This is a genomic window from Rhodococcus sp. OAS809 (assembly GCF_040546695.1).
Classification (GTDB): Bacteria; Actinomycetota; Actinomycetes; order Mycobacteriales; family Mycobacteriaceae; genus Rhodococcus_F; species Rhodococcus_F qingshengii.
In genome coordinates, this window is the sequence record NZ_JBEPOI010000001.1 from 436,755 (window position 1) to 453,551 (window position 16,797).

The window sequence follows — 16,797 nt, forward strand, 5'->3', positions numbered from 1 at the left end:
CTGCCAGCTCGGGACTGGGCAGCGTGGCCGACGTGTTACCGGCGTCGAACTGCCGCGGCAGCGGTACACCGCATGTGGGGAATTGCCAAACCTCAGTCTCGTCGGGCATTTTCGAAATCCAGGGGTGTTGCTAGAAGGGCCACCAGCGAGTGTGTGATCAGCACGCTGGCGGCCCGGGGTGCGCCGAGAACCGAGGCGGAAGCGGCGCACCGTTTGTGGTGCCCTGCCGGCTATCTGGGGGGATCGCGTCGGCAGGGCTACGCCATACTCGAAGTTTGGGGGTTCGAGCGATGCCGCCGAGGAAAATCTACGGATCCGAGGGTTCCGATACCAGTCTTCGCGGAGTCACAGATACTTGAGTGTTGAACTATCCCCAATTCATGGACAGCACATGGGGATAACTGATCCGAGCGCGAAACTCTCGAACTGTTTCGCTGCGCGAATGGTCAGAGATTCCGTGGGAAAAAACGCCCATGGCTTCAGGATTCGCAGCTTGGGTTCGAGACCAGATCGTGGCCCGCGGCTATGAAAGTCCAGAGGAAGCAGCTCGGGCGCTCGGTGTGTATCCATCCCAGATGCGTCAGTGGACAAGGATCTCGCGGTCCCCGACCCCGCAGGTGCTGCGGCGCGTCGCAGCGTTGTTCGATGCGCCTGTGCAGGAAGTGTTGATCGCCACCGGGTTCATGACGGAAGAGGAGAACCGGCCGTTGTCGCCCACACGGAAGTCGCTGCAGCAATTGTCGAACAAGCAGATTCTCGACGAGATTCGGCGCCGGACTGCCGGAGACTTGGCAGGGCCGCCGATTCCTGTCCGGGTGGACGGAGTTCTCCATTCGCCGGATGGCCCGCCCACAGTGTTCGTCAGTTACACCTAGGCGGGCCGCGCACGCCGAGCCGGCAAAGGCGAACGTGCACGAGGGATACTACTTCTCGAGTATGGGGCCGAACCGCGCTTGGCGGTTGCACACGGTACTTAAGTATCAGGCAGGCGCGTCGCCAGCGCGTCCATAGTGCCTACGGTTCAACGTGGCGGCGTGAGCGTTTGGAGAGACCCACCCCCGGCGAGTGCACAGCCGGAGGGCAGGCCTTGCGCGGCCGAACTGACCACTCAGAATCGCCGCAGCAATGAAATGATATCCAATTTCCACGTTCAAAATGCCAGATAGTTCTTCGAGTGTGCGATCCAAGTGCGAAAATTCACTGCCGATAACTTATATTTTGCCATGCTAACTTCTGCATATATTGTGCCGCAGCGTCTTTCGCTTGCGGTGGCAGTCCAGCTGCCACCGCGAAACTGCACCGCGGTTTATGCAGTATTCGAAAGCCAGCCGTCGAACGAATTAGGGCGCAGTGCCTAGCTGGAGTCGAGGTCTGGGCTGGTCAGACGATGCCGCCCAGGCCTCCCATGCGTGTCGTACAACCGTTCCTGTCCTTCCACACAGCGACACCCTCCACGAGTCGCGCGCTCATGAATCCGCCGCCGTCACCCCACGGCCATGCGGTACCAAGGTCGGCCACAACGTCCTGGACCGAATCAGCCATCGCCCACAGCGCGAATTCTTCGTCCGAGTCGACGTGGGTCCCGATCCAGCTACCATCGAATTCGCCCGGATCGACGCCGGCAACCGTCACCGCGCTCAGCAGGAACACACCGTCGATCTCGGGGTCGTAGTCGATCTCCCAATCGACGTGTTCAATATCGTTGCCGTACTGGCGCACCCACAGGTCGCGGCCCAATCGAGACAAAGCCAACGTCCACGGCTCAGGCAAGTCCGAGTGCACCACCCGAACCCCCAGCAAGGGAGACCACGTGGCACTCAACAATCGCTTCGACAAATCGTGGTGACGCACCGAGTCAGTCTCTCAGCCCAGTGGTCCACACCCGACGTTGCGGGCGCGCCCCCAGCCTGGCTCATTCCCCACGAACTCGGAACAATACGACCAATCTTGATATGCAGCGTTGTCAAAAATGAGCGAAATGTGCGGTGCAGCAACGAAATACATTCGCATTGAACGTGCATCGCGGTGTCGCTACCAGAGTGGGAGTGGACGTCCTGCAGCCTCGGCCGCGGCGATGCGCTCGTCGATGACGTCGCTTTTTACGTTCTGTTCGATCCCGGTCCGGATCGCGGCGGCGATGGCACGAGTGCAACCCGCGGGCCCGCGAACGTCGGCGAGTGGGCTGGCGATGTTGCGTCGCCGGAGCTTGTATTCGCCACGGGTTGCTGCGATTGGTTCCCAACTGCATGTGTGCCGGGTTGGTGCAGCCGGCGAAGTCGACGATGCGGTGCTGTGCCATCAATGCGACGCCGTATTCAGGCTGGTAGGCGAACAGATGCGCCGGCACGGTCCCGCGTCGTGACAGCCCGGGCAGGCTCGCCGCACGGAAAGATCCGTGCCCGGTCGAGGACACTCCGCCGATCCACGGCCAGCACTGCTCTCGCCGTCGGTAGCGTTTGGATTCGCAGCGGGACACGACGGCAGGATCGTCGAGCCAGGAACGCCACAGACGTTCGGGAATGCGTACAGGCTGGGCTGCCCGATCAACATCATCTGGAACGCCGGCAGCGCGGGAGCGCTGTCGGGCATGCCGGGCAGTGGCAATGAGGCATCGCTCACGAACGTCATCGCCTGCTCCTGGCACTCGATCCGGACTGATACCCGAGCTGACTGTAGGAGCGTGCACCGACAGGACCATGCTCCACAGGGGTCTCGAATGGACGCGGGTGACAGCTCCAGCGAGCGATAGCGGCATCCAGCACACTCGGCTCCGCGCGTTTCCTGAGTGTGCGACGCTGGGCCCGAACGAAGTTGCTCTGTCAGAATCAGGCAGATGACCGACAAAAACGGCAAAAGCAAAGACGTGGCCGCAGTAGGTGCCCGAGTTCGAATCACGGTGTCAGACTCCGATGCTGATGGCGCTGTGACATGCACGGGTGTGGTGATCGAGGACTACGCGGACATGGTCATCGACTCCGGGTCGGTAGGGCGGGACTGGGCTCCGGTACATCGCTGGGCGATCGCACTGGATGACGGACGACTGATCTTCGCCAACGACGAAGACCTTGCCCCTGCAGACTAGAAGCACCCCGCGGCGCGTCTCGCTCTTCGAAAGCGGACTCGGCACAGAAATCCTGGATCGGGTAACAGCGCCAGAGTCGGACTGCGCCGTGGGAAGGTAGTCATCCGCGACGCAGAGCGGGAGTCGTTTCTCGGCTATGTGGTGGGCTGCTGTTCCTCGATGGTGTCGTCTGTTCGGATACGGTTGCCGGTGAACGGTCTCGGTACTGGACGAGGTGCGGGGCGCCGATTTGTTGCGGCCAGAGTTGGACGTGGGGTCGTATCTGCCTCTCGATTGCGTATGCCGCGGGCCCCGGAGAATGGAGACCGCCAGGATCTCAGCGAATAGGCAAGCGCGTTGTGGGGTCCCCGTTGCGGGTAGTCAGGTCAAGGGCTAGATGACCGTCTCAGCGGAACTGCTTGGCGTGGGATTGCTTCATTGAGCCAGGTTCCGCGCGTAAGTTCGATGCGTTTTTACGTGTTTACTGGCCTGCGGATATCCGCAACCGAGGGGATTCGGCCTGTGGCTCTGCGAATTTCACAAAATCGTTGACTTAGTAAATTTTTTCAGTATATTGAACGTAGCGCACATCACAGGAAGGACTTCTAATGACGCTTGATGCTACATCGCCAGCTGTCATGAAGTCCCTCCTCGTTAGCGTCGGAATCCAGGTCAAGGCATTGCGCAAGGAGCGGGGTCTCACGCTCTCGCAACTTTCTGAACTCACGGGGCTGAGCCCCGCGATTGTGAGCCAGATTGAACGCGGACTAGCGAACCCGTCATTTACTACACTCGCTCAGCTCGCCCACGGACTGGGGATCCCCGTTGGACGGTTCTTCCCTACCCAAGAAGAATCCACGTCCCCGGTCGTGCGGAAGGATGAACGGCGCAACCTCAAAGGAACTGCGCGAGAATCCGACGGGGGAGAGGTCTACGAACTTTTGACCCCCAATCTCAACGGATCCTTGGAGGTGCACTGGATTGTCAGCCCTCCAGGGTCCGACACCAGCGCCACCCCCTTCCGCCACGGCGGAGAAGAATTCGGTGTTGTGCTCTCCGGGAAGAAGGACGTCTACCTCGACGGAGAGTTGTACGTTCTCGAGGCTGGCGACTCGATCACCTATGCCTCCGATGTCCCCCATTGGTACATGAATCCATACGACGAAGCCTGCGTCTCCATCTGGGTGAATACTCCACCCACCTGGTAATAGTTCGCTACACCTAGCAGGCGTTTCCCCTCACTGATTGGCTCTAAACCGTTGTGCATTGTGCCCACCGGTTCCTCAGTCGATCCTTCATGCGCTCTGACGGCGCAAGTGAAAGAAGGAAATCATGGTAGAAACCGTTGTCTCCCCAGCGGCAAAACGCAACACATCACGCTTCTCTTCCGAGGTTCGCCGAGGCCTGTTCGGGCTCGGACTTGGCAACGCCCTCGAATGGTACGACTGGATGATCTTCGGTCTCTTGTCGGCGTTCATTGGGCCAAGTTTCTTCCCCTCGCACGATCCTGTTACCGCAACCCTCGGTGCCCTGGCCGTGTTTGCGGTGGGGTTCGCGTTCCGCCCTCTTGGCGGCATCCTGCTTGGCACCCTTGCCGACCAGATCGGCCGCCGGCGCGTGATGCTCCTGTCGATCATGATGATGGCAGCTACAACATTGGTCATCGCACTCACTCCCACCTACGCACAGATCGGTCCATGGGCAGGAGTCATCCTGCTGCTGTGCCGCGTTGTTCAGGGCATTTCGGCCGGTATCGAGGCTCCATTGTCCACTGCACACGCTCTGGAACTGGCGCCGGAAGGCCGCGAAGGTGCCGTCGCCGGCATCATGACGTTCTACGTCAACATCGGTGTCTTGCTCGCGTCGATGGTCAGCTTTTTGTGCAGCCTGGCTCTGAGCGGTGATGAGATGACCGCGTGGGGTTGGCGCATCCCGTTCATCATCGGGGCAGTCTTCGGGTTCGTGGTTCTCTATCTGCGCCGCGCGCTCCCGGAAACGATGAAGCCGGAAGAGCTGGCGGAAACGACGACGAAGTCTGTTTGGGCCGGTGTACGAAAGAACTGGCTGAGCGTTGTCGCGATCGTCTTTGTTGTCGGTGCGGTCCAGGCCTACAGCTACGCGTGGACCACCGGCCTGCCCAGCGCCGCACGCAGCGGCTTCAAGGAAAATCCGACTTCGGTCTTTGCCGTGACCACGATTCTTGGCGTGATCATGGTGGCCGGTAGCTGGATCATTGGAAAGCTCGTTGACGGCCGATCCATGTCGCGTTGGTTCATCGTGACGCGGATACTCGCGGTCCCTTCCGTTTTCCTCATGCTCGCATACACCGAGCCCGGCATCGGAGGATTTGCCGTGGTGCTTCTGGGCGGTTCGGTGGTGCTCGTACTGAACCTGACCCTCTACAACGTGGTCTCCAGCTCCCTGATGCCCAAGGCTTCACGTGGTGCCGGCGTATCACTGGGCTACGGCGTCGGCGTCGCTCTCTTCGGAGGCACCGCTTCCTATCTGTTGGTGTGGCTGCAATCGGTCGGTGCTTCATGGCTCTTCCCGGTCTATGTAGCAGTTCTCCTCATTCTCAGCATCGTCTTCTACATTCTTGCCCGCCGTGCCAACGGCCTCTACATCGGAAAGTGAAGAACCACAATGACTGCACTAGACCTTCGAGTCACCCCCGCTACCTTGAAAGCACCCGTAGTTTCGCGCTCCGACGTCATCGTCGTGGGCGGTGGACCCGCCGGTGTGTCCGCCGCGGTCACCGCAGCGCGTTCCGGCGCCAAAGTCACTCTGCTGGAGAGGTACTCATACCTCGGCGGGCTCGCCTCCGGCGGCATGGTCCTGGTACTCGATGACATGGTCAACGGGTCGGAAATCTCCGTCACGGGCATCGTCTCCGAGTACATCGAACGCATGGACCGGCTTGGCCTCGTGGTGGTTGCACCGGAGGAAGACCGCTACGCATCGCGCGAAACCTGGAACAAGTGGGGCCGATACGGTCTCTTCGACTTCCATTCGCATGTGCAGCCAAAGCCGATCTGCTATGCAGCGGCGTTCGACCCCGATGGCTGGAAGCGGGTCTCGAACGACATGGTGCGGGAAGCCGGCGTCGACCTGCGTCTCCACACCTGGTTCAGCCAGCCCGTCGTTGAGAACGGCGTGATGAAGGGCGTGATCTGCGAATCCAAGGCCGGCCCGCAGGCATACCTCGCCGACATCGTCATCGACACCACTGGCGACATCGACGTTGCCTCCCGCGCGGGCGCCAGCCACATCCAGGACAGCTACCTGACCACCCTGGTGTTCCGGCTCGGCGGCGTGGACACGAATGCCGCGGAGCACTTCGAACAGGAAAACCCCAAGGAAGCACGCGCCATAAACCGCATCATCAAGCGCCTGCTCGGCGGAGCCTGGGAACTGTGGTGGCTGAAGACCCCGCTGCCCGGCGTGGTCTGGTGCAACGCTCCGCACATGACTGGCTACAACGGCGTTGACCCCGTCGATCTCACCCGCGCCGAGTTGGCGGCCCGCGACCGGATCGCCGAGGCTGCGTCCTATGTGCGGGAGAACTTGCCAGGCTTCGAGAACAGCTACATCGTCGATGCCGCACCACAGATCGGTGTGCGCCAAACGCGCCTGCTGCAGGGCGAATACGTGATGACCAAGGACGATGTCACCACCCGCCGCCACTTCGCCGACTCGGTAGCACGTGGTCGCGACTACTACTACCCGTACCGCTCCTTACTTCCCAAGGAAGTCGACCAGCTGCTCGTCGCGGGCCGCCACTACTCGGCGACTCCCGACGCCCAGAAGTCCTCGCGGGAAATCCCCCCGTGCATGGCCATGGGACAGGCCGTCGGCGTGGCCGCAGCCATCGCGCTGGACAAGAACCTCCTGGTCCGGGATGTTTCCGCAACCGACATTCAGGCAGGCATGAAATTGCACGGAGCCGACCCCGGCGACGTTCCTGCCACGAACGCAACCATCGACGCCCCCGAGGAGGCACTGGTATGAGTATCACCGACACCCGTCCGAATGACCTGAGCGAACCAGGGGCAACGGCCCTGCCGCTCCCGCTGGCCGGGATCACCGTTGTCGACTTCACCCAGGTCTTCATGGGGCCAAGTGCCACCCAGATGCTCGGAGACTTCGGCGCCGACATCATCAAGATCGAGCGCCCGGGCCTGGGCGACATCGCCCGCAACTCCTTCCCGGACAAGGACGGGCAGGACAACCCGATCTTCCTCTCGATCAACCGGAACAAGCGCAGCCTCTCGATCGACACCCGGGAGGAGGAAGGCCGCGCGGTACTGCGACGCATCATCGCCGAGGCCGACGTAGTGGTCAGCAACTTCCGTCACGGTGTCATTGAGCGCATGGGCTTCGGCTACGAGGAACTCGCGCGTGAAAACCGCGGCCTGATCTGGGCTTCCGGCACAGGATTCGGCAACGAAGGGCCGTACGCACACAAGGGCGGGCAGGATGCGATTGCGCAGGCCTACTCCGGAGTGATGTGGCGCCGCGAATCGCCCGAGATCCCCCTGTCCATGTACCCCACGACCCTCTGCGACTACACCACCGGAATGCACCTGGCCCAGGGGATCCTGCTCGCCCTGCGCACCCGCGACCTCACGGGTCAGGGCCAGAAAGTGGAAGTCACGATGTACGACTCGATGCTGCACATGCAGATGCAGGAAGCCTGTATGCAGCTTAACCGCGGCTACGAGGTCAACTGGGCCGAAATGCCGTTGAGCGGGGTCTTCGAAACCACCGACGGCGCCCTGTGCCTGGTCGGCGGATTCACCCAAAACCCGTTGCACCATCTGTCCCGGGCACTGGACCTTGAGGACGACCTCAGCGAGCGCCCCGAGTACGCAACGCTTGAACAGCAGTTCGCCCAAAAGCCGTCGCTGCAGAAGATCTTCGCCGCGAAGTTTGCCACCAACACCACCGCGTACTGGTGCCAACGGCTGGAGGACGAAGGGCTGCTCAACGCCCCGGTCAATTCCCTTGAACAGACGCTTGCGGATCCACAGACCGCCGCCAACAACATGATCGTCGAGGCCGAGCACCCGGTGGTCGGCACCGTGAAGATGTTGAACGCGCCGATCAGGCTTTCGGCCAACCCGCCCGAGGTGCGCCGGGCCGCACCCCAACTCGGCGAACACAACGTCGAGATCCTCCGTGAGTACGGCGTGGACGACGCGACCATCGAAAAGCTGCGCGCGGACGGGGTGCTGCGATGAGCATGCCATTCGAGACGCGCGACGGCGTGAGCTTCGAAGTCGCCAACCACATCGCCCGGGTGACGATCGACCGGCCCCAGGTACTCAACGCGGTGGACGGACCCGCCTTCGGCCGACTCAACGAGATCTGGGATCGCATCGAGGCGGACAGCGATGTCCGCGTGGTCGTGGTGACCGGTGCGGGGGACCGCGCATTCAGCGTGGGGGCAGACATGACCCCCTCCGCGGTCGGGAAGACCGGCCTGGAGTACTGGGCGGACATGGATCCCAACGGGTTCGGCGGCCTCAGCCTGCGCAACACCCTCGACGTGCCGGTCATCGCCCGGGTCAACGGCTACGCGCTTGGCGGCGGCATGGAAATTGTGCTCGGTGCGGACATCGTTGTTGCCGCCGAGCACGCTCGTCTGGGGCTCACGGAACCCAACGTCGGGCGGCTCGCACTTGACGGTGGGATCGCGCTTCTGGTTCGCAAGATTCCGCACAACGTGGCCATGGGCATGCTGCTCACCGGTCGCAAGGCCAGCGCGCAGGAGCTGCACAGTCACGGGCTTGTCAACGAGGTTGTCCCGTACGCCGAGCTCGACGAAGCCGTCGAACGCTGGGTCCAGCAGATCCTGCGCTGCGCACCCACTTCGGTTCGTGCCGTCAAGCAGATGGTGACCCGTACCGAGCACCTGTCGGCACGCGACGCCCGTGCGCTCCTGGTGCCGGCACTCACCGACGCACTCATGAGCGAGGAGCAGGAAGAGGGAGTCCTGGCCTTTCAGGAGAGGCGGGAACCGGTTTGGAGCGGCCGCTAGGCCGGAAACCGCGCGTCGAAGCAACCAAACGAAGCAAGCAAGTGAAGCAACGACCGGAACGTTGCACACCAAGGAGTTTGAACATGACCACGAAGCGCACGGAAGGGCTTGTCCCCGGGGTCTGGGGAATCGTTGCCACGCCGTTCCAGGGAAGTACCTTCGACATCGACGAGGAAAGCCTTGCCACTCTCGTCGAACACTACGAACGAATCGGGGCGACAGGCCTCGCCGTGCTCGGCGTCTTTGGAGAGGCGGCAAGCCTGACCGCCATCGAGCGCGAGACCGTGATGGAAGTTGTGGTCGAGAGCACGACGCTGCCGCTGGTCGTCGGGGTGGCGAGCCTGCACACACGACCCGCGCTTGAGGAATCCCGGCTGGCGTTGGAAACCGTGGGGGACCGGCTTGCTGCCGTGATGGTGCAGATCAACTCGGCGCGACCGAACCTCGTGGTGGACCACCTGACGGCAATCCATGACACCCTCGGCGTCAAGATCGTGTTGCAGGACTACCCGGCGGTGAGCGGGGTATCGGTGTCCAGCGCATCCGTCGCCGCCATCGTGCGGGCCTGCCCGTTCGTCATTGCGGTCAAGTCGGAGGCCCCGCCCACCAACCTTGCGATCGCGGAGCTCCGCGAATCCGTTGACGTCCCGGTCTTTGGCGGGTTGGGCGGACAGAATTTGCTTGACGAGCTGCTCTCGGGCGCCGCGGGCGCGATGACCGGTTTCTCCTACCCGGAGGGACTGATCGCGTGCGTCGACGCCTGGCAGAGCGGCGGCTTCGAAGCCGCACACGAGGCGCTGGCCCCGTACCTGCCGCTCATCAATTTTGAGCAGCAGCCCCGCATTGCCCTCGCCGTGCGCAAGGAGCTGCTGCGCCAGCGGGGCTTCATCAAGGAGTCCGGAGCCCGCCTTCCCGCTGCGGCGTTCCCGGAGATCCTGCACGGTTCGCTTGTCACGCACCGGGAAGCCCTCGAGCGCGATCTGCTGCAGACTTCTTCAGCACCCGTGGAGGCATAGTGGACCTCGGAGTGGAAGGACGCGTCGCCCTCGTTGCGGCATCGACCGGCGGCCTCGGGCTTGCGGTGGCCACGTCCCTGGCAGCCGAGGGTGCACGCGTGGTGGTCACCGGGCGCGATCTTGAACGTGCCCGGTCCGTGGCCGCGACACTGCCCGGCGCCACCGCCTTCCACCTGGACCTCGGCGTCCCGGGTGCGCCTGCGGAAACCGTTGACCGGGTCACCGCGGAGCTGGGTTCTGTCGAGATACTCGTGACGAACGGGCCCGGCCCCAAGCCAAAGCCCGCAAGCGACACGAGCGCCGAAGACCTTTCCGAAGCAATCGACGGACTGCTGCTGCCCCAACAGCGGCTGATTGCCTCGGTGCTGCCCGGCATGGTCAAGCGCGGCTGGGGTCGCATCCTCGCCATCGGATCGAGCGGGATCACTGCGCCCCTGCCCAACCTCGTGCTGTCCAACGTCGGGCGCTCGGCGCTCGCCGCCTACATCAAGACTCTTGCCTCCGAACAAGCCCATCAGGGAGTCACGGCAAACCTGCTGCTGCCCGGCCGCATCAACACCGATCGCGTCGATGCACTTGACACGGCGGCCGCGGCACGGCGGGACACCGACGTACAAACGGTGCGCGCCGAATCGTTCGCGGCAATACCTGCGGGCCGCTACGGCCGCCCGGAAGAATTCGGCGCCGCGGCTGCCTTCCTCTGCAGCGACTCCGCCTCCTACATCACGGGGGTTGCGCTGCGGTGCGACGGCGGACTTGTCCGCTCCCTTTAACCCGACACGGCATTGGAGAACACCATGACCAGCACCCTCGAAGCCACAGCCATCGCCCAAAACCTCATCGGTGGTGAATGGGCCGGAACCTCGGATTTTGAACGCATGAATCCGGCCCGCGCCGGCCAGATCGCCTCCGTTTCACCAAGTTCCACGGTCGAAACCCTGAGTAATGCCATCGGCGCCGCAAGCGCCGCGCAAGGCAAATGGGCGGCGCTCCCCATGCCAGCCCGCGGCGCAATCCTCATGGCCGCCGGAGAGATCCTCCGAGGCCGGATTGGCGTCGTTGCCGCCGACCTTGTCCGCGAAGAAGGGAAGACCCTCGCCGAGGCCACGGGCGAGGTGAATCGTGCCATCGATGTGTTGCGCTTCTTCGGTTCACTCGGGTGGGCGGCAAGCGGCGATGTGTTGCCCAGCGGGTTGCCGGGAACGAGCATCCACACGCGCCGCGAGCCGATCGGGGTGGTGGGGCTTATTACGCCGTGGAACTTCCCGATCGCCATCCCGGCATGGAAGGTGGCCCCCGCGCTCCTGGCCGGCAACTCCGTGGTGCTCAAGCCGGCAGAGCTCACGCCGATGTCGGCAACACACCTGGCCATGGCCCTCATGGATGCCGGTTTGCCCGAAGGCGTACTGAACGTCGTCCACGGCAAGGGGCGGGTCGTAGGGGAGGCGCTGGCCAATGACAAGCGCATTGCCGCACTCTCGTTCACGGGATCAACAAACGTGGGTCTCGGTCTGCACCGTGCGCTGAGCGAACGCCGCGCCCGCGTGCAGCTTGAGATGGGTGGGAAGAACGGTGTGCTTGTCCTTGACGATGCATCCCCGTGTGACGCGGCACAAGTGATCGCGGCCGGCGGTTTCGGCCTCACCGGCCAGGCCTGCACCGCCACTTCCCGCGTCTACGCGACCCCCGGCATTTTCCCTGCGTTGCTCGACGAGCTCGCGGTCCTGGCACGCAACTATGTCCCGGGTGATGGCCTTGATCCGGCGACCGCCATGGGCGTGGTGGTGAGCGAACAACAGCTGGCAACGGACATCGCTGCCGTTGAAGGTGCGACCCGGCGTGGTGCGCGCGTGGTGCAGGGTGGCAGCTCAAACGGCCAGGCCTTTGAAGCGACGGTGATTACCAATGTATCCAACGAAGACCCCGTCGTTACCGACGAGATCTTCGGCCCCGTGGTCGCGGTTCTTGAAGTCCCCGACTACGAGGAGGGGCTTGCCCAGATCAACAACTCGTCCTATGGCCTCACCGCAGGCATCTGCACCGACAGCCTCGCTCGATCAACCGACTTCACCCAGCGCGCCCAAGCCGGGGTCGTCAAGGTCAACCGACCCACTGCGGGGTTGGATCTGAACGTACCGTTCGGCGGGATCGGGGATTCATCGACAAACACCTTCCGGGAACAGGGCCACACTGCGCTGGAGTTCTTCTCCTGGGGCAAGACCATCTATACGGGTGTCTAGGAGCTGTGAAAAATGGCCTACGTCATTGCACTTCCCTGCGTGGATGTCCTGGACCGGTCGTGTGTGGAGGCCTGTCCCGTTGACTGCATTTATGAAGGTGAGCGATCAATGTATATCCACCCGGGGGAGTGCATCGACTGCGGGGCCTGCGAATCGGTTTGTCCTGTCGAAGCAATCTATTTTGAGGAGGATCTGCCTGACCTCTGGGCCGGCTATGTCAGCGCAAATGCCGAGTTCTTCACTGACATAGGCTCTCCGAAGGGTGCGGCAGCTCTGGGGCCAATGTCCTTTGATGCAGCTCTCGTTGCAGCACTTCCCCTGCAAGAAGTAGCTGCCCATCAGGCATAGGAGTATCCCTATCTCCTAGTGTCCACCAGGCACGGATGACCTCGCGGTCGACGACAGCGCCGTAGCCTTCGACAACGTCGTCGAGATGTTCCGGGTGGCCAAGGGTCGATGTTGCCAGTTCGGACAAGGGATCGCCCTGCGCGGCTTCGGACCAGTCGATGACATCGGCGACGGCACTGTCACGTTGATCGAAAAGTGAAGCAGCGAAGCATGTTTAGTGCGGTCGGTTACAGGATGCCACTGGCCCGTTCGCTTTCACGCAACAACACCGGTCGCGGTGACTTCCTGCCAGACCGCGAACCGGTGGGTCATCTCGGTACGCCATTCGGGCGCCGGGAGTCTGTGTCGCCAGGATTGGAAATGCGGTGAGATACCCGAGAAGGCGGATAGCCCGAGAAGACGGACAGGAAGCGTTGCGCGTGTCGGGCCGATGTGAACCGTTTCATGGCCCGTTCTCGCTGCCTGGCGGGTTGATGCGAGTTCTCGGCTTGATTGTTCAAGTACTTGGATCGGCGATGCTCGACCGAGGCCAGCAGCTCGCGGTGCGCCACTTGGGGGCTGCCGAGCTTGTCGGTGACGATTGCTCGCGGCACATAGCGCAAGCCGCTCGAGTAGCTTACGGAAGAATCGCTTGGCGGCGTTCCTGTTTCGTCGGGGCTGGACCAGTTCCTCGAGTACGTTGCCGTGCTGGTCGACCTCCCGTCGCAGGTAATGTTCCCGGCCTCTGATTGGGATGAAAACCTCGTCGAGGTGCCACTTGTCACCGGGTCGCGCCCACCGTCGTCGCAATTGGTTTGCGTAGGTCTGCCCGAACTTGGCGTACCACCGCCGGATCGTCTCATCGCTGACCACGACACCGCTTCGAGCATGAGTTCCTCGACTTACGGAAGCTGAGCGGGAACCCAAAGTACAGCCACACGCAGCCGTTGATGATCTCGACCGGGTAGCAGCGACCTTTATCCGACGGCATTGGGGTCGCCATTCCTCATTCTCCCAGTTGCCGTGCGCAACAACGTGACAGTGCTCTCAAGGGTATATCCCTCGCGTAGCCGTCAGTTGTTCGATTCTGTCACCACGCGCGTGATCCTCGGAAGCACCCGGATGGAGCGGACGAAGAACCCTACGGGTGGGATGCAGTCGCGCAGCCGCTCTCGAAGTTGGCCTCTTTCAAAGTTGCCCTAATTGGGCCCCTCGCGTGCAGGCCGCGAAAGATGTTTTTTTAACAAGCTGTCGGAGCCGTCACGTGCGGTCAGATTCCCATTCGAGGGCTCCATTGACGCTCGTCCAGTACCACCCGTCGTCGAATGCTTGCGAGTTCGTCAGACTGTCGGCGAGGTCAGTCAGCATGGCGCTGATTGAGACCCAACGGGGTCCGGGTTCGTCTGCCCCGGTTTTGTCGAATTCGGTTACGCAACCGTGCATGGGCCAGGGCGGGTGTCGACGCACAAGAAATTGCCGTCCATCCCTGCGAAAGGCACGAAATCCGGGAGGAAGGTGTCGGCTTGAAATCCAGCCTCGGTGGGGCCTTCAACGGGGCCATCGCCGAACAAGCGCGCACTCTCGTCCCAAATCTGAATAGACGATTCCCAATACCAGAGGACATCGTCCAACGTGAGAAGCGCGAAACGGTGGAGCAACCCCAGCAACCTTTCGTCGGAAACTCCGTCGACCAAGGTGTACAGCTCGATCAACTCGGCCGGCCAGCTTTGTCCCGTTCTCTCGATCGCGGCGTCCACACGGTCACGCTCGGCTCCAGTGATCGTCATGCCGGGAAAGTGGACTCGCAGCCACTCGGTGATCCGGTTCCACTGATCACGAACTGAACCCGCCGGCGTTGAATGCGCGGCTCTTCGCGCGTGCGAAGAACCGTCGATCATCGCCTCGACAGCGGCGCGGCGCTGTGCGTTCTGTTCCTCAGTGACACACCGGCGGATCTCGGCTTCGAGTTCAGCACGGTCAAGACTCTGGCCACCAAAGCCCGATACCCGAGCGTTGGCGCTTCCCAACGACACCCAGATCATCGGCCGCGAACCGTCCTCCGCCGTAGCAAACTGCACACCTACGTCTGCGATCTGCGCGATCGCGGCATCGTCACCGACGACGTAATCATCGCGTACGAGAACCTCACCGGAACCCGAGTCTGGCCGAGCAACCGCCCAATAGGTCACGAAGTGCTCCCTTCATCCGACAATGGAAACCGAAAGTCTGTCTCCGGGGATTGTCTCAGCGGAGCGGGGCGGCACGGGCAGGGACGTTGTCCGTACTCGTCGTGTTCGCGTTCGGAGCAATTGGTCCCGCGTCGCGTGCCTGGCCGGGAGGTGGGAACGGCCTTCGTGTCCTGCTTGGCAGGAGTTTTTATAATGCCTTGTGAGGCAACATCTTTGAGGCGACCTTGAAGTCGCTTGTCGGATCGCCGTCCGCGAAACCCAACCCGACTAAGTCCATCGCGGCAATACAGAAATCCAGCAACAGCAGGCGTGGCATCTGAGATCGGGTGCTCGTGCGCCAGGAGGGTTCGTTGGCGAGACTGAGTCGTGGATCGGGTTCAGTGCCGTCGTCATAGAGCTGACGGGGTCAGCGCCGAAAGCGGCTGTCGTCGAGCGCTACCTCTCCGGCATCTGGGTATTCATTTGTCATGTCACTGAACAACTTTCGGGTGTGGGGTGAATAGTCAGTGTCGTGGGGGGTGAGGGATGTCGTGTGATCTGCATGTCGCCCCACTGATGGTGAGAACGGTCGGTGGTGCCAGTTCTCGGCACGGGGCGGTGGAGGTGAACGCACCTGTGTCGGTGGAGGCTGCGATCATCGAGCGTTGATGGCGATGTCCTCGTCGTACCGGCGAGCAGGTCGACTTCCCTGCATCGCACTCGGTGAACAAAGATCGATTACAGGAGATCAACGTACTGAGGTCGGGCCTTCATAGCGTGAAAGAGTAGCTCGTTTCCGCTGTCGAAGCGCAGCACGACTAATTCCAGGAGGCGTCCGTTCGGGTCGAAGCCCAGCCGGAATTGGCGGGCGGGGTTGTCGTCGTCCAGGTCGGCGACGTACACGTGGTGCTCTGCCGCGTAGATGCCGGCGTCTTCGTTGAGTCCGTGTTTGAGTGCGGATTTATGTGCTTTCACGCTACCTGGGTCCAGGCACGCACTGCTTCTCGGATCGCTTCGGATCGGGAGACGTGTTCTTGTTCGGCGCGGGCGTTCAAGGCTTCGAGCAATGCGGCGTCCATCCGTACGGGCACTACTGCGCCGGGGCCGGCGCCGAGGGTGGGCCGGCCGCGTTTGCGCAACTTTTCGACGTCGTAGCCGGTTTCGGCTTCGTCTGCCCATTCTTCGATCATGTTGTCGGTGACGGGCTGATCGTTGATCGTTTCGTCAGTCATAGTTATTAGTGTAATACGAAATTGTGTTCGCGCAGCCACCGAGTTTCGGATCCAGGTTTCAGCATTTCATCACAAGTGCCCATAGCCAATGTCCTGTCGCTGGCTCCTGGAGTGCATCGGTACGCGTCGGTTAGGCGCAGCAGTGCGGCACCCTGATGACCGGCATAGTTCGGGTCATCGGTCCACTGTTCTGGGTTTTGCTGCACGGCTTGGCAATGTCCAATCACTGGTCGCTGACCGAGTCAGCCAGTTCGAGGGAGTTTTCGGTCGAAGATGTGCAACGCGTTCTCGTTGCAGCCCTGATGGACCTGGTACCGCGCTGAGCCTCGACCTGTCCACGGCTGGAAGAGGTTCGAGGCGAAGGAGAGGCTTCGGGGAGCGCTGCCCGCATCATCTCGATATGGCCGGTCGGATATGTGCGGAATGTAACTGGCTGGCGGTTGGCGGCGAGTTCGGCCGCGAGTTTCAAAGCCAGCGGTGCCAGCACACGCGGCGCACGGCAATGTACCCGCCCGAACTGCGTGAGTGGGCCGAGCGGATGATCGCCGAAGTCCAACACGGGTATCGGTCGGAGGTGGGCCGTGGTCGAACCCGTGGCCGACAAACTCGGTATCGAAACAGCGCAGACGTTGCTGAAGGGATCAGGAAGGCGCAACCGGGCAATCCTAGAGGTCGCACCATCTGGGCGAGAATCGCCGACGACCTTGATTCCG

The 16,797-nt window shown here is 62.2% G+C and carries 16 protein-coding genes and 2 pseudogenes; 12 read left to right on the forward strand and 6 right to left on the reverse strand.

Going from position 1 to position 16,797, the window contains the following annotated elements; all coding sequences use genetic code 11:
• Window positions 1-473: 473 nt before the first annotated feature.
• Window positions 474-875, forward strand: coding sequence for a helix-turn-helix domain-containing protein (locus ABIE52_RS02125; protein WP_192713751.1), 402 nt, complete (start codon window positions 474-476; stop codon window positions 873-875).
• 505 nt (window positions 876-1,380) lie between these two features.
• On the opposite strand, the gene ABIE52_RS02130 is transcribed toward ABIE52_RS02125, so the two are convergent.
• Window positions 1,381-1,851, reverse strand: coding sequence for a hypothetical protein (locus ABIE52_RS02130; RefSeq protein ID WP_192713389.1), 471 nt, complete (start codon window positions 1,849-1,851; stop codon window positions 1,381-1,383).
• A 180-nt stretch (window positions 1,852-2,031) separates the two neighbouring features.
• Window positions 2,032-2,628: pseudogene (locus ABIE52_RS02135) on the reverse strand (hypothetical protein).
• 205 nt (window positions 2,629-2,833) lie between these two features.
• Here ABIE52_RS02135 and ABIE52_RS02140 point away from each other — a divergent pair.
• The 10 genes from ABIE52_RS02140 to fdxA all read left to right on the forward strand — a co-directional run bounded on the left by ABIE52_RS02140 (window position 2,834) and on the right by fdxA (window position 12,705).
• Window positions 2,834-3,082: a hypothetical protein gene (locus ABIE52_RS02140; RefSeq protein WP_192713390.1), complete on the forward strand. Its 249-nt coding sequence runs from the start codon at window positions 2,834-2,836 to the stop codon at window positions 3,080-3,082.
• A 617-nt stretch (window positions 3,083-3,699) separates the two neighbouring features.
• Window positions 3,700-4,269 (forward strand): helix-turn-helix domain-containing protein, encoded by a 570-nt coding sequence (locus tag ABIE52_RS02145; RefSeq protein WP_228118081.1) that lies wholly within the window; start codon window positions 3,700-3,702, stop codon window positions 4,267-4,269.
• Between the two features lie 124 nt (window positions 4,270-4,393).
• Window positions 4,394-5,695, forward strand: a complete 1,302-nt coding sequence (locus tag ABIE52_RS02150) for an MFS transporter (RefSeq protein ID WP_192713391.1) — start codon at window positions 4,394-4,396, stop codon at window positions 5,693-5,695.
• A 9-nt stretch (window positions 5,696-5,704) separates the two neighbouring features.
• Window positions 5,705-7,069: an FAD-dependent oxidoreductase gene (locus tag ABIE52_RS02155; protein WP_192713392.1), complete on the forward strand. Its 1,365-nt coding sequence runs from the start codon at window positions 5,705-5,707 to the stop codon at window positions 7,067-7,069.
• Window positions 7,066-8,301, forward strand: a complete 1,236-nt coding sequence (locus ABIE52_RS02160) for a CaiB/BaiF CoA transferase family protein (RefSeq protein ID WP_192713393.1) — start codon at window positions 7,066-7,068, stop codon at window positions 8,299-8,301. Before ABIE52_RS02155 ends, ABIE52_RS02160 begins: the two co-directional genes overlap by 4 nt.
• Window positions 8,298-9,101, forward strand: a complete 804-nt coding sequence (locus tag ABIE52_RS02165; protein ID WP_192713394.1) for an enoyl-CoA hydratase-related protein — start codon at window positions 8,298-8,300, stop codon at window positions 9,099-9,101. The genes ABIE52_RS02160 and ABIE52_RS02165 overlap by 4 nt, the downstream gene beginning before the upstream one ends.
• An 83-nt stretch (window positions 9,102-9,184) precedes the next feature.
• Entirely contained in the window at window positions 9,185-10,117 is a 933-nt protein-coding gene (locus tag ABIE52_RS02170; protein ID WP_073513703.1) for a dihydrodipicolinate synthase family protein, read from the forward strand.
• Window positions 10,117-10,890 carry an SDR family oxidoreductase gene (locus ABIE52_RS02175; RefSeq protein ID WP_192713395.1) on the forward strand — a complete coding sequence of 258 codons (774 nt, stop codon included), beginning with the start codon at window positions 10,117-10,119 and terminating at the stop codon, window positions 10,888-10,890. The genes ABIE52_RS02170 and ABIE52_RS02175 overlap by 1 nt, the downstream gene beginning before the upstream one ends.
• 24 nt (window positions 10,891-10,914) lie before the next feature.
• Window positions 10,915-12,357, forward strand: coding sequence for an aldehyde dehydrogenase family protein (locus ABIE52_RS02180; RefSeq protein WP_192713396.1), 1,443 nt, complete (start codon window positions 10,915-10,917; stop codon window positions 12,355-12,357).
• A gap of 12 nt (window positions 12,358-12,369) precedes the next feature.
• Window positions 12,370-12,705 (forward strand): ferredoxin, encoded by a 336-nt coding sequence (gene fdxA / locus ABIE52_RS02185; protein ID WP_192713397.1) that lies wholly within the window; start codon window positions 12,370-12,372, stop codon window positions 12,703-12,705.
• Between the two features lie 255 nt (window positions 12,706-12,960).
• Here fdxA and ABIE52_RS02190 read toward each other — a convergent pair.
• From ABIE52_RS02190 to ABIE52_RS02205, 4 genes and pseudogenes are all read right to left on the reverse strand, one after another.
• Window positions 12,961-13,687, reverse strand: a pseudogene (locus tag ABIE52_RS02190) (IS6 family transposase).
• 424 nt (window positions 13,688-14,111) lie between these two features.
• Window positions 14,112-14,873: an SMI1/KNR4 family protein gene (locus tag ABIE52_RS02195; RefSeq protein WP_192713398.1), complete on the reverse strand. Its 762-nt coding sequence runs from the start codon at window positions 14,871-14,873 to the stop codon at window positions 14,112-14,114.
• A gap of 717 nt (window positions 14,874-15,590) precedes the next feature.
• On the reverse strand, window positions 15,591-15,827 hold the full coding sequence (locus ABIE52_RS02200) for a toxin (RefSeq protein ID WP_192713399.1): 237 nt from the start codon (window positions 15,825-15,827) through the stop codon (window positions 15,591-15,593).
• The gene (locus tag ABIE52_RS02205) at window positions 15,824-16,084 is read right to left on the reverse strand and encodes a ribbon-helix-helix domain-containing protein (RefSeq protein WP_192713400.1); all 261 of its coding nucleotides are present in this window, start codon (window positions 16,082-16,084) and stop codon (window positions 15,824-15,826) included. Before ABIE52_RS02205 ends, ABIE52_RS02200 begins: the two co-directional genes overlap by 4 nt.
• A 155-nt stretch (window positions 16,085-16,239) precedes the next feature.
• On the opposite strand from ABIE52_RS02205, the gene ABIE52_RS02210 reads away from it, so the two are divergent.
• Window positions 16,240-16,407 (forward strand): hypothetical protein, encoded by a 168-nt coding sequence (locus ABIE52_RS02210; RefSeq protein WP_192713401.1) that lies wholly within the window; start codon window positions 16,240-16,242, stop codon window positions 16,405-16,407.
• Window positions 16,408-16,797: the final 390 nt, after the last annotated feature.